17 protein-coding genes, 3 tRNA genes and 1 pseudogene are annotated in these 17,358 nt (G+C 63.9%); 16 read left to right on the top strand and 5 right to left on the bottom strand.

Annotated features, from left to right (window positions below):
* Positions 1–2: 2 nt before the first annotated feature.
* A complete protein-coding gene (locus LQG66_RS10235) occupies positions 3–803 on the bottom strand; it encodes an FkbM family methyltransferase (protein WP_231326099.1) in 801 nt (266 codons plus the stop codon).
* Between the two features lie 58 nt (positions 804–861).
* Between LQG66_RS10235 and LQG66_RS10230 the strand changes: the two genes are divergently transcribed.
* The 14 genes and pseudogenes from LQG66_RS10230 to lepB all read left to right on the top strand — a co-directional run bounded on the left by LQG66_RS10230 (position 862) and on the right by lepB (position 12,941).
* Positions 862–1,167: a hypothetical protein gene (locus tag LQG66_RS10230; protein WP_231326098.1), complete on the top strand. Its 306-nt coding sequence runs from the start codon at positions 862–864 to the stop codon at positions 1,165–1,167.
* Between the two features lie 281 nt (positions 1,168–1,448).
* Positions 1,449–2,585, top strand: a complete 1,137-nt coding sequence (locus tag LQG66_RS10225; protein ID WP_231326097.1) for a DUF2778 domain-containing protein — start codon at positions 1,449–1,451, stop codon at positions 2,583–2,585.
* A gap of 1,028 nt (positions 2,586–3,613) precedes the next feature.
* Entirely contained in the window at positions 3,614–4,801 is a 1,188-nt protein-coding gene (locus tag LQG66_RS10220; protein WP_231326096.1) for an OpgC domain-containing protein, read from the top strand.
* Between the two features lie 68 nt (positions 4,802–4,869).
* A complete protein-coding gene (locus LQG66_RS10215; RefSeq protein WP_231326095.1) occupies positions 4,870–5,358 on the top strand; it encodes a DUF2059 domain-containing protein in 489 nt (162 codons plus the stop codon).
* Positions 5,359–5,876: 518 nt separating this feature from the next.
* The gene (locus LQG66_RS10210) at positions 5,877–6,065 is read left to right on the top strand and encodes a hypothetical protein (protein WP_231326094.1); all 189 of its coding nucleotides are present in this window, start codon (positions 5,877–5,879) and stop codon (positions 6,063–6,065) included.
* A gap of 52 nt (positions 6,066–6,117) precedes the next feature.
* Positions 6,118–6,192 (top strand) — tRNA-Asp (locus tag LQG66_RS10205).
* 43 nt (positions 6,193–6,235) lie between these two features.
* The gene (locus LQG66_RS10200; protein ID WP_231326093.1) at positions 6,236–6,772 is read left to right on the top strand and encodes an HNH endonuclease; all 537 of its coding nucleotides are present in this window, start codon (positions 6,236–6,238) and stop codon (positions 6,770–6,772) included.
* A 334-nt stretch (positions 6,773–7,106) separates the two neighbouring features.
* Positions 7,107–7,176: transfer RNA gene (locus LQG66_RS10195), tRNA-Ser, on the top strand.
* Positions 7,177–7,178: 2 nt separating this feature from the next.
* Positions 7,179–7,244: transfer RNA gene (locus tag LQG66_RS10190), tRNA-His, on the top strand.
* Between the two features lie 369 nt (positions 7,245–7,613).
* Positions 7,614–8,765: a slipin family protein gene (locus LQG66_RS10185; RefSeq protein ID WP_231326091.1), complete on the top strand. Its 1,152-nt coding sequence runs from the start codon at positions 7,614–7,616 to the stop codon at positions 8,763–8,765.
* Between the two features lie 287 nt (positions 8,766–9,052).
* Positions 9,053–9,342 (top strand): annotated as a pseudogene (locus LQG66_RS10180) (GIY-YIG nuclease family protein).
* Positions 9,343–9,894: 552 nt separating this feature from the next.
* Entirely contained in the window at positions 9,895–10,467 is a 573-nt protein-coding gene (locus LQG66_RS10175) for a 2OG-Fe(II) oxygenase (RefSeq protein WP_231326090.1), read from the top strand.
* A 177-nt stretch (positions 10,468–10,644) separates the two neighbouring features.
* Positions 10,645–11,988, top strand: coding sequence for an RtcB family protein (locus tag LQG66_RS10170; protein WP_231326089.1), 1,344 nt, complete (start codon positions 10,645–10,647; stop codon positions 11,986–11,988).
* Positions 11,989–12,161: 173 nt separating this feature from the next.
* Positions 12,162–12,941 carry a signal peptidase I gene (lepB, locus tag LQG66_RS10165; RefSeq protein ID WP_231326086.1) on the top strand — a complete coding sequence of 260 codons (780 nt, stop codon included), beginning with the start codon at positions 12,162–12,164 and terminating at the stop codon, positions 12,939–12,941.
* A 56-nt stretch (positions 12,942–12,997) separates the two neighbouring features.
* Here the strand turns inward: lepB and LQG66_RS10160 are convergent, their stop codons facing one another.
* The 4 genes from LQG66_RS10160 to groES form a co-directional block, all read right to left on the bottom strand.
* The gene (locus tag LQG66_RS10160) at positions 12,998–13,282 is read right to left on the bottom strand and encodes a HigA family addiction module antitoxin (protein ID WP_231326084.1); all 285 of its coding nucleotides are present in this window, start codon (positions 13,280–13,282) and stop codon (positions 12,998–13,000) included.
* An 11-nt stretch (positions 13,283–13,293) separates the two neighbouring features.
* Positions 13,294–13,575 (bottom strand): type II toxin-antitoxin system RelE/ParE family toxin, encoded by a 282-nt coding sequence (locus tag LQG66_RS10155; protein ID WP_231326072.1) that lies wholly within the window; start codon positions 13,573–13,575, stop codon positions 13,294–13,296.
* A 104-nt stretch (positions 13,576–13,679) separates the two neighbouring features.
* Positions 13,680–15,320: a chaperonin GroEL gene (gene groL, locus LQG66_RS10150; protein ID WP_231326070.1), complete on the bottom strand. Its 1,641-nt coding sequence runs from the start codon at positions 15,318–15,320 to the stop codon at positions 13,680–13,682.
* Between the two features lie 90 nt (positions 15,321–15,410).
* Positions 15,411–15,728 (bottom strand): co-chaperone GroES, encoded by a 318-nt coding sequence (groES, locus tag LQG66_RS10145; protein ID WP_231326062.1) that lies wholly within the window; start codon positions 15,726–15,728, stop codon positions 15,411–15,413.
* A 377-nt stretch (positions 15,729–16,105) separates the two neighbouring features.
* On the opposite strand from groES, the gene LQG66_RS10140 reads away from it, so the two are divergent.
* Positions 16,106–16,390 carry an usg protein gene (locus LQG66_RS10140; protein ID WP_231326061.1) on the top strand — a complete coding sequence of 95 codons (285 nt, stop codon included), beginning with the start codon at positions 16,106–16,108 and terminating at the stop codon, positions 16,388–16,390.
* A gap of 229 nt (positions 16,391–16,619) precedes the next feature.
* On the top strand, positions 16,620–17,225 hold the full coding sequence (locus LQG66_RS10135; protein ID WP_231326053.1) for a cupin domain-containing protein: 606 nt from the start codon (positions 16,620–16,622) through the stop codon (positions 17,223–17,225).
* Positions 17,226–17,358: the final 133 nt, after the last annotated feature.

The raw sequence follows: 17,358 nt of genomic DNA, 5'->3' as shown, positions 1-17,358 counted from the left end.
CCTCAGGCCTGCTGCGGAATGATCTCCGCCAGCGCCTTGTCCTGACCGTGGATCGCGACCATGTTGATGCCGGCGTCGATGGTCTTGTAGCCGCGGCTTTCGAGCCATTGCCGCAACTGGTCCGCGTCGGTCTTGATCTTCTCGATCAGCATGATCGGTGTACAGCGTTCGATCGTTGCCGCGGCCCCTTCGAGCGCCTCCAGCTCCATGCCCTCGACATCGAGCTTGATCAGGTCGCAGCGCGGCAGGTTGAAATCGTCCAGCGGCAGCTTGCGCACCTCGACGGTGTTGTCCGTGTAGTCGATGGCCTGGCCGATAAACTCGGTGTTGGGACGCTGGCGCAGCTCGAGGCTGCCGAAGCTCGACGGGGTCAGATAGTCCGGGCTCGGAATGTTGAGCACGCCGCGCTCCGACGACACCGCGGCATGGATAGCGATCGCGTTGAAGCAGTTGTTGATCGCGATATTGCCGGCGAGCGCGTAGTAGATCCGCTCCTGTGCCTCGATCGAGAGCACCGATCCCCAGCCGGTCATCACCTTCGCCCATTCGATGGTGTGGACGCCGATATTGGCGCCACAGTCGATCGCGACCGCGCCATCGCCATGGTGCCTGCGGCGCAAGCCGAGCAGGCGGACGGCGAGCTGCACCTCGCCCGGATCGAAGGCGCCGGTGGTGAGGATCTGGAAGCCGACGCCGTAGCCGCGGTTGGCGTCGACCATGCGATAGTCGAGCCGGTTGACGATCATCGTACCGTGATTGGACGAGGCCAGCACGAAGGCAAGCTTGCGTTCGGCGGTCTGCATGTAGGCTCCTCGTGAGTCGTGTCGGCAGGCAGCGGACGCGGTACGATTTGCCGGCAGAATGTTGCTGGGAATCATTGCCTCTACCATACTGCCGCCGGTCGCACAGCTCCGGAAGGGGCGGACTGCCACGGATTTGGTCCGCTCGATCTGTGCCCGAGCCTCGATCCCGCCCGGTCTGCTCCGCGCGATACGGTCGCCCGACGCGCCGCTCTGCGTGGTCACGATTTTCAGCGGGGTCGAAAAGACCAGCAAGGGCGCACCCGGATCGGGGCTCTCGACCATCGTGCACGACGGTCTTGATGTCGTCGGCATGCCCAGGCGGGAGGTCATCGACCGCACAGCGCTGCCGAAGCTCAATCGTTAACGTGGCCTGCGATGTTTTACTGATCTGCGCAGAGTAAAGGCCCTGCGACATCGGAGTTTTACGGAGCCGTTTTCTCGGGTCCGTACCCGATTTTGCCCTGTTTCCGCCCTCTTTGCCGGCAAAACAGGGCCCCATGGTTAACCCGCCCTTAGTCTGCCAAAACTTAATCAGCATTTAACTAAAAGTCGCCTTAATGAAGCTCTGTGCTTCTGCGAGATGCAAAGCGGGTGTCCGTGGCGCATCGAGTGAGAGTTTTCGAGTATTCGTTCGGGCGTGAGTGAATGAGTAACAGTCGAGTTGTGTTGACCGCACGAAACCGCAGGAAGTCTTCCCTGATCGCGTTCTCTCACAAATTGATCGGTGGCGTGGCAGTCGCTTGCCTGATCGGAGGCTGCGCCGTCACGGTCTATACCAAGATCATCGCGGCCGATGCTTATCCGACGCTGGGCAGCGCGGAGCACGAGGAGCCCGTCGTTCGTCCGGCGCCGCGCCATGTCGCGCGCAGCGCCTCCGACGCCGTGGGCGATGCCTTCGCGGCTTTCCCGGACGTCGCGGCGCCGGCGACGGTCGCCACCATCACGCCGCAGATGTTCAACGACCGCTTCGGTGCGGCCGTGCCGCAGGGCGTGGCCTCCAACGCCGCCAGCGGAACGCCGCCACTGCCCAGGCTCGCCGAGGCCGCGCCGAAACCGCTCGAGGCTCCCAAGGTCGCTGAGGCGCCGAAGAAGGACGCCCGGCCGCCGATGCAGCTGGCGCTGGCCAACCCCAATCCCAAGCAGCCGCCGGCGCAGGCCGCGACGCCTTCGCAGGGCGCCGAGGCGAGTGGGCCGAAGAACGGATTCTCGCTGCGGTCGATGACCGACCGCGCCAAGGCCGCCGTGCTCTCGATCACCGGCGAACGCCATTCGATCCAGGAAAAGCTCTGGGGCAAGCCGGAGAACCAGGACGGCGGGCTGCTCGCCTATGCCTCGGCTGACGCCAGCATCACCGCGACCATCACCAAGGATCCGACCCGAGGCGGCCGGCCGCCCTACGACACCAGCACCGCGGTTTATGACATCTCGGCCAAGGCCGTGTATCTGCCCGACGGTACCAAGCTCGAAGCGCATTCCGGCCTCGGCGACAATCTCGACGATCCGCGCTCGGAGAAGGTCAAGATGCGCGGCGTCACGCCGCCGCACATCTACGAACTGAAGCCGCGCGAGGCGCTGTTCCACGGCGTGCCGGCGCTGCGGCTCAACCCGATCGGCGGCGAGGATGCGATCCACGGCCGCAACGGCCTGCTGGCGCACACCTTCATGCTCGGGCCGAACGGCGACTCCAACGGCTGCGTCTCGTTCCGCGACTACTCCGCGTTCCTCGATGCCTACAAGAACAAGGGCATCCGCAAGCTCGCCGTGCTCTCGCGCATCGACTGAGGCGGGCAGGCGGCGTTCTGCTGCAGTCTCAGTCATTGATCTACATTCTCTCCGCATCGTCATTCCGGGGCAGCCCACAGGGCTGAACCCGAAATCCATACCCACGATCGGGAGTATGGATTCCGGGCTCATCGCTGCGCGATGCCCCGGAATGACGAGCGGAGATGGTCGGTTGGGCGAAGGGGGGCATCCCCAACATGGTCGGGCCCAACGGTCTGCCTGTCATTGCGAGGCGCAACGCGCCGAAGCAATCCAGGAATCGCGCGATATGACGATTCCTGGATTGCTTCGCTTCGCTCGCAATGACGCTCGGCATGCATCAGCGTTCTCGCACCCGCTTTCGCGTCCGAGCGTTAGCTGTCGGATCGCCCTCCTGATCGTGAGAGGGCGCGGGGAATGCCGGGTGAGGACCTCACCCATGGCCCGCCTGCAACAAAGAACGCAGGCGGCAGTCACCACAGGTTCAGCCGCATCATCCGGCATTCCCCGCGCGATGGTCTGACGGCTTATACGTGGTCTCCCTGGTGCGCCGGGCTTTCTGGCCACCATCGGTCGGAGCGCTTGGCTCCCTCGACCTTGATACCAGCATCGGGGTATCAGGACATCACGACTTCACCGTGCGCACCGCCTCGTTCGTCGGCATGACCAGAGATCACGCTGCAAGACGACGCGCCCACCGCATCCCGCACCCGACGTTCGTGACGACGCGTACGTCCCTCTTGTGAGGCGGGACGGCGCTATATACGCACAGTTTCCGAAAAAACGAAATAGAAAAATTTTAGACCCGCCGTCCGGACTGGCGCATGCGTTTGAAGCTGCATGCGAAATGAGTTTCGCGGCGCAGGCGCGTTCTCCGCCGCGGACGGGGCGGCGCGACACGCCCGGCGGCGTGCCGTCCGGATCTCCCTGCCCGGGTGGCGGATAGGCGTCGACGGAAAATCCATTTACACTGCCATGGGATCGCGCCGAAAATGGCGCTCGCGTCAGATGTGCCGCCGCAGCATTTCGACACACGGGCAGGGACGATCATGGCCACTCCGAATGGCTTTGCCGGTCTACAGCGGATCGAGCGGGATGTCCGGCTGGACCTGTTTCGAGGGATCGGGCTCTGGATGATCTTTCTCGATCATATCCCGCATGACGTCGTCTCGTGGCTGACCCTGCGGAATTACGGCTTCAGCGATGCCGCTGAGTTCTTCGTCTTCATCTCGGGCTATCTGGTCGGCTTCATCTATGCGCCCGTCGTCCGCGCCGGCCTGTTCCTGGCCGCGGCCAAGCGACTGATCCGGCGGGCGCTGCAGATGTATGTCGCGCACATCATGCTGTTTCTGCTGTTCACGGCCCAGATCGCGCGCACCGCGCGGCGGTTCGACAGTAAGATGTACGAGGACGAGTTCAACGTCTTCAATTTCCTGCAGCATCCGGACGAGCTGATCGGGCAGGCGATCACGCTGCGCTACAAGCCGGTGAACCTGGACGTGCTGCCGCTCTACATCACCCTGATCGCAGCCTCGCCCTTCATGCTGTGGTGTCTCGTTCGTCGGCCGAACCTGACGCTCGCAGCTTCGTGTGTGCTCTATGCGCTGTCCCGCTGGTTCGACTGGAACATCCCGTCCTATCCTCCGGGGACGACCTGGTACTTCAATCCGTTCTGCTGGCAGCTATTGTTCGTGTTCGCGGCCTGGTGCGGCAATGGCGGGTTTGCCGCGATCGCCCGCTTCGTCTGGTCGCGCGCGGCGATGTGGCTCGCGGTGGCGTGGCTGGGGTTCGCTTTCCTGATCGTGATGACGTGGCACCTTCCGGCGCTGGCGGCGATGGTGCCGAAATGGATGATCAAGGTGATCTATCCGATCGACAAGACCGATCTCGACCTGTTCCGCCTGACGCACTTCTTCGCTCTGGCGACCTGGGTCTCCTATCTCGTGCCGCGCGACTGGCCGCCGCTGAAGGCGCGCTGGACATTCCCGATGCGGCTCTGCGGTCGGCATTCGCTGCCGATCTTCTGCCTCGGCGTATTCCTGTCGTTTTCAGCGCATTGGATTCTCATGCAATACACGCGCGGAGTCTGGGAGCAGCTCGCGGTCAGCATCGCCGGCATCCTGATCATGATAGGCGCCGCGTGGCTGCTGGAGCGCGCCGGAGAGGTGCCCGACCTGTTCGTCGATGTGCTGGACAGCAAGGACGTCGACGTCACGACCGAACGCGTGAAGGTGTGATGAGCTCGCGGAAAATGGCGCAAGCGCTCAGTCGGCTGCGCGGTTCGGATGTGAATGGGGGGAGACCGATGCGCGAACGCATCCTGATCACGGTGGCCGTTGTCCTGGCTCTGACCGGCGTCGCCCGCGCGCAGCCGCCCTCGCCAGACGGGCTTGCCGCCGCGCGTCGTCTGGTCGCGACGATGAAGCTTCCGGAGCAATACAAGGCCATGCTGCCGACCATTCTGCTCGGCATCAAGCCGGCGCTGGTGCAGGACCGTCCGGAGATCGAGCGCGACTACGACGCAATGGCGGCGGCGGTCAGTGACGCCTACGCGCCGTTCTACGACGCCATGGTCGACGGTGTCTCAGCGCTCTATGCCAACACGTTTACGGTCGACGAGCTGCGGCAGATCGAGGCGTTCTATCGTTCGGCAGTCGGCCAAAAGTTCCTGGCCGAGGCGCCTGCGCTCGCGCAACGGCGCGAGATCATCGTGCAGGACATCGGCCGCAAGGCTGGCGATGAGCTGAAGGCGCGCCTGACGGATTCGCTGCGGCAGAAGGGACATCGGCTGTGATGGCGCCGCGGCGTGGTCGCTTCGATCACGTTCATCAAACGACAGTCGCCATGCGCGTTCGTCTGATCGATGGCGCGTATCGCGCCGGGGCGCGACGACCATCGCGAGCTCTGTCGAGCGACGCCAATGGCGTCCGCAGGCCCGACCAGAACTGAGACGCCCTGCGACAGTGGCGCCAGCCGTGCAGGAATTCATCAGCCAATCGCTGCAGGCCCCGAGGGGCCTGCTTGACGGCCGCGCGAAAATCTGTGCATAGCTCTGCCCCATCGAAATCGACCGCCGACCGTCGTCGGCGCGCTCTTAAGGACCATGACCGTGTTGAGCCTACGCTCACATCTCGCGAACGCCGCCACCAACGAACGACCGTTTAGCCGGTCGGGCGATTGGTCGGGCAAGCGCGTCGCCTGTCAGGGTCCGAAGTATCTCGTGCTGTTACTGACGATATCGAGACTCCAAATTCCAGCAAGAGCGTAACCGGCGGCGGGATTTCACCCTCCGCACATACAGCGGAGGGTCGGATGACCCGCACCATGAGCCCAGATCCCGAGACATGTGACCACGCGCGAGCGCTGTGCTCGCCGGTGGCGCTTGCCTTCGTGCGCATCGCAATGGCGTGCCGCGGTGTTACCGAGGCGCAGGCTCGGCAGATCTATCTCGACTACATCAACCGCGTTCAACCGGATCACGCTTCAGTCGCACTCGATTGATTGACGACGATCATGTTGGCGGGCGGCAAGACGCCCCAGGCGTGATCACACGGCCCATGTCCCCATCTGGCGAAGGGACCGGATTGTCGATCCGGTAAGGCGGGTTCGATTCCCGTCATGGGCGCCAGCTATACCGAGCAGATCATCAACCCAGAGAGAGGAGGTCGACGATGTCAGCAACACACCCGGCGCTCGTTCTCAATGCCGATTTCCAGCCGCTGAGTTACTTTCCGCTGTCGGTCTTCAACTGGCAGGACGCGATCAGGGCCGTGGTCGGCGAGTCCCACGTCGTCGTCGCGGAGTACGAGCAGGTCGTGCGCAGCCCGAGTGTCACGATGCGGCTGCCATCGGTGATCGCGCTGCGCGACTATGTCAGGCCGGCGACGCGGGTCGCGTTCACGCGATTCAACGTCTTCCTGCGCGATCGCTTCCAGTGTCAGTACTGCGGCGGCCGGTATCTGCACGGCGAGCTCACGTTCGATCACGTGGTGCCGCGGGCGGATGGCGGCGAGACGTCCTGGACCAACATCGTGGCGGCGTGCAGTCCCTGCAACGCGCACAAGGACCGGCGCCGCCTCGCGCCGCGGCGACCGCCGTTCGAGCCGACACGGCACGAGCTGATGGCCGCGCAGCGCCTGTTCCCGCCGCGATTCCTGCATGAGACTTGGCAGGACTATCTCTACTGGGACGTGGAGCTCGAGCGTTGACGAAGCGGTCGTCTCTGCGTAGCCCGGATGAGCCTCCGCCGACGCCCAACGGGCGGCGGCGGAGGCGATATCCGGGGTTTCACGAGCGGCGCCGGTGAACCCGGATGTCGCTTCGCTCATCCGGGCTACGTGCTGATAGTCTGATCAGGAAGTCAGGCATGTAGCTGATTAGTAACAGAGTCATGTCTATCTACAAAAGACGTCGACAAACATCTTGCGCAAGAAATCTAATGTGTGTATCAGCGCGATCCTTCGCGATGACTTTGGTTCGGGCTCGTTGAGATCCCGACTGGCGCGGCCGGTGTCCGGTCCCGTGTTTCGTCATAGCGAAGACGCGCGTCGTAGCTCATGGAGAGCATCGGGGTGATACTCGAAGGCATCGGTTCGATTCCGATCGACACACAAAGGATAGCTCAGTTGGGTAGAGCAGGTGACCATGAATCATCGGGTCGCGGGTTCGATTCCCGCTCCAGCGCTTCGGTTTAGCCTGAACAGCTAATCACCTCTGACGAGGACCGGACGCGCGCTTCAGTCGCGGTCCGGCCGTTCTGCCGCAAGGCATTACGTTCGTACTTCACGACACTGCAGAACCGGCTCTGTGCCGCGGTGGATACCGCGTCGCGTGCTGTCGGGAAGGCTGCGCATGGACGCACGGGCTTACGGCTCGCGCGACCGCGCGCGTGCGCCCGTCATCGCGCGAGGCTCAAGCCTCGGCCCGCTCGGTTCACGCAGGAAGTGCCGTCCGGTCCTCACGTCCTTTGCAATGAAACCACGTCCCGGCCACGGCCGGACGTAACAGACGCACGGCTCGACTTGTGGAGCGTGCGAACAGGAGAGTGCCATGAGCTGGCAGATTGTGACCAAGGCCGTGACGGTTGCGGATGGTGAGCGGGCGCTGGTCTGGCGTGACGGCCAGCTCGCGCGTGTGCTCGGCCCCGGCCGTCATATGCTGCTCGATCCGCTGCACCGGCTGAAGGTGCAGGTGTACGACGTGGTCCGGACCGAATACACCGCCGAGCGCTACGCGGTGCTGAAGGCCGCACGGCCTGATCTCGCTGCCGAGCTGTTCGCAGCGGTCGAGACCGGCGCGAACGAGATCGCGATCGTCAGCCTCGACGGTCGGCCGACGCATCTGCTGACGCCCTGGCAGACGCGGGTGTTCTGGAAGGTCGCAACGTCAGTGGAGGTCGAGCGCATCGATGTCGCTGATGACGTGCGCGTGAGCGCGCGGCATCTGGCGATGATCGAGCGCAACCGGCCGAGCATCGTGACCGAGGTGGTGGTCGAGAACCACGAGGCGGGCCTGCTCCACGTCGAGGGCCGGCTGACCGAGCGGCTTGCGCCCGGCCGGCATGCCTTCTGGGTGGTCGGCCGCAAGATCGAGGTCAAGCGGCTCGACCTGCGGCCGTCGGCGCTCGAGATCACCGCGCAGGAGATGCTGACCAAGGATCGCATCGCGCTGCGGGTGACCTTGACGGCGTTCCGGCGGATCGTCGATCCCGAGCGGGTGGTGGCGACCACGCCGGACGTCGATGCGTGGCTGTATCGCCTGGTGCAGTTCGCGATCCGCGAGGCGGTGGCCTCACGCACGCTCGACGAGGTGCTGGCGGCCAAGGCCGCGCTCGATGCCGAGCTGCGCGACTACGTGCGTGCGCGTCTCGATGGGGCGGGCATCGAGGTGACGGAGCTCGGCGTGAAGGACGTGATCCTGCCCGGCGAGATCCGCGACCTCGTCAACAAGGTGGTGGAGGCGGAGCGGACGGCGAAGGCCAACCTGATCCGCCGGCAGGAGGAGACCGCGGCGACGCGCTCGCTCCTCAACACCGCCAAGCTGATGGAGGACAACCCGCTGCTGTTGCGGCTCAAGGAGCTGGAGTCGCTGGAGCGCCTTGTCGAGAAGGTCGGCCGCATCGACCTGCATGCCGGCGAGGGCGCAGGCCTCGATGCGCTGCTGACGGGGCTGATGCGGATGAAGCCGGCGGAGACGGTGTGACGGGGATGCATGATCGCTTGGTCGCTAAACCATTGAGAAAGGTCGCCCAAGGGCGGCCTTTCGTTCTTCTGGTACGTTGGAGTCGGAATCAAAGTCCCGTCGGCTCTTTCAGAATCTGTCGCGGCCATGGATTCCGGGCTCATCGCTGCGCGATGCCCCGGAATGACGGAGGAGGGGGTTATGGCTCATCGTCGGATATTGTTCGAGGTGAGATCGCGATCTATCCTCATCGTCATTCCGGGGCAGCCCGAAGGGCTGAGCCCGGAATCCATAACCACGGCTGTTCAATGGCGTATTATGTCTACCTGCTTGCGAGAAAAAAGCACGGCACGCTCTCTATCTCGGAGTGACGAACGATCTCGTGCGGCGGGTCTACGAACATCGAACGAAGGCAGTGCCTGGCTTCACCAGCCGATATGACGTGGGCAAGCTCGTCTGGTTCGAGATCTACGATGACGCCGTCACCGCCATCTCGCGCGAGAAGGAGCTGAAGAAATGGCGCCGCGATTGGAAGATCAGGCTGATCGAGGAGCAGAACCCGGATTGGGATGATCTGTATTCGGGGATTTGTGGTTGAAAGCGTGCCTTGAACCGCTTGTCGTGGTTATGGATTCCGGGCTCACGCTGCGCGCGCCCCGGAATGACGAGTGGATATATCACGCACTCTCTCCACTCGTCATTCCGGGGCAGCCCGTAGGGCTGAGCCCGGAATCCATAGCCACGACACTTCGTGACGCGCTCCGTCGGTGCCAGATCGCTACCATTTCATATTAGCTACACCGCTCACTTTACAAACCCACAAATTCCTGTAAGAGCACGCACCAACTCACCCGGCGGATATCCGCCAGCGAGAGACCCATGCTGAATTTGTGTCTACGCCATATCAAGCACAACGCGCTGCCGCTTTGCCGGCAACGTGATCTGTGCGCGCGTGGGCCCGTGGTCTCCGCAGGCGACGCGCGGCCCGACCAGCTCGGGCGCATCATCTAACAAGGCAGCGGGTTTCCTCTGCCTGGGCAGAGAGAAACCGCAAAGGCCCGCTTGATCAGGGCTTCCGCGCACCCACAGCATCTCTCTGCTCTCGTGTCAGCGCGCGACCGGTGTCGCGCGTCACCTGGAGGGCGTGACGATGACGGAATTGACCTGGCGAGCCGACAACATCGAGACGATCGCGAGCTTCCTCTCCGCAGCGGAGTGCGAGGAATACATTCGCTTGGGCGAATTGATGGGATTCGAGGATGCAACCCTGTTCGCGCCTCGTGGTGTGAAGGACTATCGCAACAACGACCGTGTCCTCGTCGACGATGCCGACCGCGCGCAGTCCCTGTATCAGCGGCTGATCGGCCATCTCGCGCCATCGTTTCAGCACAGATGGTCGCCCATCGGGCTGACCGAGCGGCTGCGGCTGTATCGCTATGATGTCGGACAGAAGTTCGAATGGCATCGTGACGGCCATTTCGAACGCGACAATGGCGAGCGCAGCCAGCTCACCTTCATGATCTATCTGAACGACGATTTTGAAGGCGGTTCGACCTCGTTCTGCGACGACACCGGTCTGATGCCGGACGGTCCGTTGCGCATCACGCCGGAGAAGGGCATGGCGCTGCTATTCCACCATCCGATCATGCATCGGGGTGATCCCGTCACGAAGGGCCGCAAATACGTGCTGCGCACCGACGTGATGTATCGGCGCACTACGTAGCTCGGATGAGCGAAGCGACATGCGGGTTCGCTGACACAGCTCGTGAGACCCCGGATGTCGCTTCGCTCATCCGGGCTACGCGAGCGCGGGTCGAGCGCATCAGCACCGGCAGCTCTGCGGATGAACGCAATCGCTGCCGGACGCAACATATTGTTCTGACCGAATGTGAGACGAGCCATGATCGACGGAGACACTCTGATTACCTGGGGCTTCAAGCCGGGGCGCTGGTTCAAGCAGGCGCTGGACACCGCCAACATGATGCGCGCCGGCGGCGCCGATGACGATGCGATCTTCGCGGCGCTGCAGACGCTGCAGCCGGTCGAAACCCTGATGCGCACCAACGGCGTGCCGTTCGCGATGCTGATCGAGGCGGAGAGCGAGCTGGAGCGCGCCAATGTCGCGGCGGTTACTCAGCACATGGATGCGTTGATGCGGGTGCCGACCATCGTGGCCGGCGCGGTGATGCCGGACGCCTGCCCGTCGGGGACGGCGCTCGGGACCATTCCCGTGGGCGGCGTCGTCGCCTGCGAGGACGCGATCCATCCGGGTTTCCACTCCTCCGACATCTGCTGCTCAGTCGCCGTCACGGTGTTTGGCCGCAAGGATGATCCGAAGCGGGTGCTCGACGCCGTGCACGACGTCACCCATTTCGGGCCCGGCGGCCGCGACCGGCTGCATCAGCCGCCGGACGAGGTGATGGCCGCGTTCGACGCCAACCCGTTCCTGAAGGGGCTAGAGCGCTTCGCGATTGGCCACTTCGCGACCCAAGGCGACGGCAACCACTTCGCCTATGTCGGCCATCTCAGGTCGACGGGGCAGGTGGCGCTGGTGACGCATCACGGCTCCCGCGGCCTCGGCGCGCAGATCTACAAGCGCGGCATGGCGGTGGCGAAGCGGCACACCGCGATCCACGCGCCGAAGGTGCCGGACCACAGCGCCTGGATCAAGGCGTCGAGCGACGACGGCCGGGCGTATTGGGAGGCGCTGCAGGCGGCGCGGCTCTGGACCAAGTCCAACCATCACGCGATCCACGATCTCGCGGCGGCGAGGCTCGGCAACAAGGTCGTCGACCGGTTCTGGAACGAGCACAATTTCGTTTTCCGGAAATCGGATGGCCTGTACTACCACGGCAAGGGCGCGACGCCGAACTGGTCCGGCTTCTCGGCGGATGACGACGGGCGTACCATCGTCCCGCTCAACATGGCCGAGCCGGTGCTGATCCTCGGGCATCGCGATAACAAGGATGCGCTCGGCTTCGCGCCCCACGGCGCCGGCCGCAATCTCGGCCGCAAGGCGTTCCTGCGAGAGAACAGGCCGGAGCTGCCTGTCGGCATCGATGCGCGCTTCTATTGCGGCAAGGCCGATTTGTCGGAGTTGCCGCAGGCCTATAAGAACGCGGCCTCGGTGCGGTCGCAGATCGCACGCTTCGGGCTCGGCGATGTCATCGACGAGGTGATCCCCTACGGCTCGATCATGGCCGGCGACTGGGAAGCCGACGCGCCATGGCGCAAGGGACGGTGAGGGGCGCATCGCAGTCACGGCCGAGATCGGAGACAGGCCGCCCATGGGCGGCCTGTCTCTGCGAGAGGACCCGTGGGGATGAATGCAACCGCATGCGTGCGCGCCCTGTTCGCGAATTGCGCGTGAAGCGGCGTTGGTCCATCTTTCCGGCACTGGGGGAGTGGGGAAATGTGATGACGAGCTTGGACGCCGGAGCCGTTAGGCCGCGCGAGCCGTGGTGGGCGATCGCGGCCGTCTTCATCGCAGGTTTCGCGTTGCTGTGCCTGCTGCTGGCCTCGCCGGTGCTGATCCGGACCTTTCTCTATCAGCCGTTCAGCATTCCGGCGCGGTCGATGATGCCGACCTTGCTGGTCGGCGACTATGTCTTCGCCTCGAAATACACCTATGGCTGGGGCCGCTACACTTGGCCGTTCTCCTCCTGGCCGTTCACGCCGCCAGCATCGGGGCGCATCTGGGGCCGCGATCCCGTGCGCGGCGATGTCGTGGTGTTCAGGCTGAAGGACGGCAAGACCGACTACATCAAGCGCGTGGTCGGTCTCGGCGGCGATCGCATCCAGATGAAGCAGGGCGTGCTCTACATCAACGATCGCGCGGTGGCGCGCGAGCGGCTGACCGATGTGATCGGAGCCGACGCGTGTGGCGGGGGCAACCCCGAGCGCGTCAAGCGCTGGCGCGAGACCTTGCCGGAGGGGGCGAGCTACGAGACGCTGGATTGCGTCGACAACGGCTTCTTCGACGACACCAATGTCCAGGTCGTCCCGCCGGGCCATCTGTTCATGCTGGGCGACAACCGGGACAATTCCACTGACAGTCGGGTGATGTCGCAGATGGGCTTCATTCCGGTGGAGGACGTGATCGGTCGCGCGGGGTTGATCTTCTTTTCGAGCGCGAACGGCGGGAGAGGCCAGCCCGGGAAGCTTCGTTCTGAGCGGATCGGGACGATGGTGAAGTAGCAGACGGACAGAACGTTTCGATCCGACAGTATCGTTGTGCCGCAGGTGTGGATGGTTCAAGCGGCGTCGCGCGGCACGATCTTCTTGTAGTTCTGGGTCTGCTCCGCCTTCGAGAGGTCGTAGGCGGTCTGCAAGTTCATCCAGAAGCGCGGGTCGGTGCCGAAGTAGCGGCCGAGCCGGAGCGCGGTGTCGGCCGTGACATCGCGAGTGCCGCGCATGATCTCGGTGAGGCGATTGGGCGGAACGTCCAGCATTTTCGCCAGCGAACGCGCGGACAGCCCGAGAGGAAGGAGGAATTCCTCGCGGAGCACTTCGCCGGGATGGGTGCGCAGGCGGGGCATCATCGTCTCCGTCAGTGATAATCTATGATCTCCACCAGTGCCGGACCCTCTGGCGTCCATTCAAAGCAGATCCGCCATTGCTGGTTGATCCTGATGGAATGTTGACCCCGGCGATCGCCTTTTAGCGCCTCCAGTCGATTACCCGGCGGGGACCGCAGATCGTCCAGACGGACGGCAGCATCTACCATGTCGAGCTTCCGCAAAGCGATGGCTTCGAAGTTCCGCCACTTTGCGGGACAGACATGGTCGCGGAACAGCCGCTCGGTGGCCCTGTCAGCGAAGCTGCGGATCATGCGCCATCATGTGATACGTTACGCGTAACAGTCAAGCTGGCATCCATAGAAAAAGGGCGCGGCTTGCGCCGCGCCCTTCGTATTTCCGAGGGGCTTGGACTGGCTTAGAAGTCCATGCCGCCCATGCCGCCGCCCGGAGGCATCGCGGGGCCGCCGGCGTTCTTCTTCGGCAGCTCGGCGACCATGGCTTCGGTCGTGATCAGCAGCGCAGCCACGGAGGCGGCGTTCTGGATCGCGGCGCGAACCACCTTGGTCGGGTCGATGATACCCTTGGAGACCAGGTTCACATACTCGCCGGTCTGGCTGTCGAAGCCATAGGCGTACTGGTCCTTCTCCAGGATCTTGCCGACGATGACCGAGCCGTCCTCGCCTGCGTTGATCGCGATCTGGCGGGCCGGAGCGGAGAGCGCCTTGCGGACGATCTCGATGCCGGTCTTCTGGTCGTCGTTCTTGGTGCGCAGGCCCTTGAGCTGCTCGGAAGCACGGAGCAGGGCGACGCCGCCGCCCGGCAGGATGCCTTCCTCGACAGCCGCGCGGGTCGCATGCATCGCGTCATCCACGCGATCCTTGCGCTCCTTGACCTCGACCTCGGTCGCGCCGCCGACGCGGATCACCGCGACGCCGCCTGCGAGCTTGGCCAGACGCTCCTGCAGCTTCTCACGATCGTAGTCCGAGGTGGTCTCCTCGATCTGCGCCTTGATCTGCTGCACGCGCGCCTCGATGTCGGCCTTCTTGCCGGCGCCGTTGACGATCGTGGTGTTCTCCTTGTCGATCATCACCTTCTTGGCGCGACCGAGCATGGCGAGCGTGACGTTCTCGAGCTTGATGCCGAGATCTTCCGAGATCGCCTGGCCGCCGGTCAGGATCGCGATGTCCTGCAGCATGGCCTTGCGGCGATCGCCGAAGCCCGGAGCCTTGACGGCCGCGACCTTCAGGCCGCCACGCAGGCGATTGACGACCAGGGTGGCCAGCGCCTCGCCCTCGACGTCCTCGGCGACGATGACCAGCGGCTTGCCGGTCTGCACCACGGCCTCGAGCAGCGGCAGCAGCTCGTTGAGCGACGACAGCTTCTTCTCGTTGATCAGGATGTAGGCGTCATCCATCTCGACGCGCATCTTGTCGGCATTGGTGACGAAGTAGGGCGAGATGTAGCCGCGGTCGAACTGCATGCCCTCGACGACGTCGAGCTCGGTCTCCAGCGACTTGGCTTCCTCGACGGTGATGACACCCTCGTTGCCGACCTTCTTCATCGCGTCGGCGAGGAACTTGCCGATCTCGGCGTCGCCATTGGCGGAGATGGTGCCGACCTGGGCGATCTCGTCGTTCGACGTGACCTTCTTGGAGTTCTTGACGAGGTCTGCAACGACCGCCTCGACCGCGAGGTCGATGCCGCGCTTCAGATCCATCGGGTTCATGCCGGCGGCAACCGCCTTGGCGCCTTCGCGCACGATGGCCTGGGCCAGCACGGTCGCGGTGGTGGTGCCGTCGCCGGCCGCATCAGCGGACTTGGAGGCGACTTCGCGCACCATCTGCGCGCCCATGTTCTCGAACTTGTCCTCGAGTTCGATCTCCTTGGCGACGGTGACGCCGTCCTTGGTGATGCGCGGAGCGCCGAACGACTTGTCGAGGACGACGTTACGGCCCTTCGGACCGAGCGTGACCTTGACCGCATTGGCGAGGATGTCCACGCCGCGCAGCATGCGGTCGCGGGCGTCGACGCCGAACTTTACGTCTTTTGCTGACATGTTGGGTTTCCCTGAGTTGTATTGTCGTCTCACCCTAGATGGCAGGGCGCCCGCGGGCGCTCCTCAGGGTGAGCGTGAGCGGATTGCGGCTTAGGCGGCCGCCTTCTTCTTCGACGCGGTCTCGGTGATCACGCCCATGATGTCGCTCTCCTTCATGATGAGGAGCTCCTGGCCGTCGATCTTGACCTCGGTGCCGGACCACTTGCCGAACAGCACGCGATCGCCGACCTGGACGTCGAGCGGAACCAGCTTGCCGCTCTCGTCGCGGGCGCCGGGGCCCACGCCGACGACTTCGCCCTGCGAGGGCTTTTCCTTGGCCGAATCGGGAATGATGATGCCGCCAGCGGTCTTCTCTTCGGCGTCGATGCGCTTGACCACGACGCGGTCGTGAAGCGGACGGAAAGCCATACGGTCCTCCTAATTTATTGAGGCGATTTCAGTTTCTGGGATTTTGGCAGTCGGCGCCGGCGAGTGCCAGCACGCGCGCTGGAGATAGGCGAGAGTCCTCTGCCGAGCAAGGCCTTCTAGCAGAAAAATTAGCAGTCGACTGCGCGGTCTGCCAAAGCGTTCCGATATCGTTAACGGGCGCGGAACGGAACGTGAAACACCGTATTAGCACCCGGGCTAAGTCGCTGCTAATGCAGCATATTTCAACAAGCCGTTAAACATTTAAGCTTGAGATGAGTGGAGGACATGCGTCACATTTCGAGAGGTGAGCGCATCGTTGCCGGGTGGCTCCATCCCGGTTGGCCACGCGGACATGCGCTCCAGAAACGGAGGTTGGCATGGGTTCGAAGGTTGAGGTTTCCGAGGACTTTCGGAAACAGGTGTTGGGTTATGGGCTGACGACGGCGCAGATCCTGTATCGGATGCCGGATCACCGCTCGCTGCTTCAAACCTATGTCTGGCAGAACTACGACCTGTTTCCGAAATTCCCGGCGCTGCAGGACTTCCTGTCGTTCTGGGAGCAGAAGATCGAGGGGCCGCTGTTCTCCGTCACGGTGGCGCATTCCAAGCTGATCAAGCCGGCCGAGCTGCGCGCCGTCGACGGCGTGTTCGTGCTGCATTGAGCTGACGCCACAGCAGTTGGGCTGAAGCCACAGCGGGCGCCACATCACCAGTGTCATTCCGGGGCGCGCGCAGCGCGAACCCACAATCCATCGGGCGGCAGAGTGTGCGGGGAAATGGATTCCGGGCTCGTGCTGCGCGCGCCCCGGAATGACGAGCTGTGATGGGGAGACTGCGGAGCTCCTCCAATGTGTGCTACTCTCGTGATCGAGGACACGCAGGGAGAGCACCATGGCCAGCAAGAGCCGTACGACCAAGCCCGCATCACGCGCCGCTGCGAAGGCCGCGGCACGGAAGACCGGCAAGAGCAGCAATGCGGCTGGGAAGACCGCTGCCAAGACCAGCAGCAAGGCCGTAGCGAAGACGTCCGCAAAGCCGGGCAGGGCGGCTACGCCTTCCGCGCGCAAGACGCTTGCCAGCAACGCGCGCCCAGCGCCGGCGCCGCGGCGGCCGAAGCAGAAGGTCGCCATCAGCCATCACCGTGAGGAGGACTTCAAGGCCGACGGCCTGCGCGCCTATGCGCATTATCGCGACCTCGGCATTGCAACGGCGACCCACGGCCTGGCGCGCGCTCACGTCATCCGCATGCTGCCGCCGTGCAATCCGCACGAGGTGTCGAAGCTGCACACCCACGCCGTCGACTTCCAGATGGTCTACGTGCTCAAGGGCTGGGTGAAGAGCTACCTGGAAGGCGTCGGCGAGACGCTGATGAAGGAGGGCAGCTGCTGGACCCAGCCGCCGAAGATCCGCCACATGATCCTCGACTATTCCGACGACGTCGAGCTGCTCGAGGTGATCCTGCCGGCCGACTTCAAAACGGTCGAACTCTCGACGTAAAGCCGACAGAAACGGATGGAAACATTCGGGCGCGGTGGACGGCGGTCCCATCGCGCGTGTGTGTTGACATCCTGTCTCGGTTCACAGGGACGGATGGGCCGGCGGCGGATTGGTAGTACCCTGCTCGCCGCGG

Origin of the sequence: Bradyrhizobium ontarionense (genome assembly GCF_021088345.1) — a bacterium.
In the GTDB taxonomy this organism is placed as follows: Bacteria; Pseudomonadota; Alphaproteobacteria; order Rhizobiales; family Xanthobacteraceae; genus Bradyrhizobium; species Bradyrhizobium ontarionense.
Note: the sequence above shows the minus strand (reverse complement) of the source record. Positions and strands in the feature narration are given on the sequence as shown.

Bases quoted from the DNA above. Each gene is read 5' to 3' on its own strand.
- LQG66_RS10160 (WP_231326084.1), bottom strand. From the start codon at position 13,282: ATGCCCCGCCTGCGCACCCATCCCGGCGAAGTGCTCCGCGAGGAATTC.
- LQG66_RS10215 (WP_231326095.1), top strand. From the start codon at position 4,870: ATGCGCGAACGCATCCTGATCACGGTGGCCGTTGTCCTGGCTCTGACC.
- groL (WP_231326070.1), bottom strand. From the start codon at position 15,320: ATGTCAGCAAAAGACGTAAAGTTCGGCGTCGACGCCCGCGACCGCATG.
- LQG66_RS10230 (WP_231326098.1), top strand. From the start codon at position 862: ATGTTGCTGGGAATCATTGCCTCTACCATACTGCCGCCGGTCGCACAG.
- LQG66_RS10175 (WP_231326090.1), top strand. From the start codon at position 9,895: ATGACGGAATTGACCTGGCGAGCCGACAACATCGAGACGATCGCGAGC.
- LQG66_RS10210 (WP_231326094.1), top strand. From the start codon at position 5,877: ATGACCCGCACCATGAGCCCAGATCCCGAGACATGTGACCACGCGCGA.
- lepB (WP_231326086.1), top strand. From the start codon at position 12,162: ATGACGAGCTTGGACGCCGGAGCCGTTAGGCCGCGCGAGCCGTGGTGG.
- LQG66_RS10140 (WP_231326061.1), top strand. From the start codon at position 16,106: ATGGGTTCGAAGGTTGAGGTTTCCGAGGACTTTCGGAAACAGGTGTTG.
- LQG66_RS10155 (WP_231326072.1), bottom strand. From the start codon at position 13,575: ATGATCCGCAGCTTCGCTGACAGGGCCACCGAGCGGCTGTTCCGCGAC.
- LQG66_RS10185 (WP_231326091.1), top strand. From the start codon at position 7,614: ATGAGCTGGCAGATTGTGACCAAGGCCGTGACGGTTGCGGATGGTGAG.
- LQG66_RS10170 (WP_231326089.1), top strand. From the start codon at position 10,645: ATGATCGACGGAGACACTCTGATTACCTGGGGCTTCAAGCCGGGGCGC.
- LQG66_RS10135 (WP_231326053.1), top strand. From the start codon at position 16,620: ATGGCCAGCAAGAGCCGTACGACCAAGCCCGCATCACGCGCCGCTGCG.
- LQG66_RS10225 (WP_231326097.1), top strand. From the start codon at position 1,449: ATGAGTAACAGTCGAGTTGTGTTGACCGCACGAAACCGCAGGAAGTCT.
- LQG66_RS10200 (WP_231326093.1), top strand. From the start codon at position 6,236: ATGTCAGCAACACACCCGGCGCTCGTTCTCAATGCCGATTTCCAGCCG.
- LQG66_RS10220 (WP_231326096.1), top strand. From the start codon at position 3,614: ATGGCCACTCCGAATGGCTTTGCCGGTCTACAGCGGATCGAGCGGGAT.
- LQG66_RS10235 (WP_231326099.1), bottom strand. From the start codon at position 803: ATGCAGACCGCCGAACGCAAGCTTGCCTTCGTGCTGGCCTCGTCCAAT.
- groES (WP_231326062.1), bottom strand. From the start codon at position 15,728: ATGGCTTTCCGTCCGCTTCACGACCGCGTCGTGGTCAAGCGCATCGAC.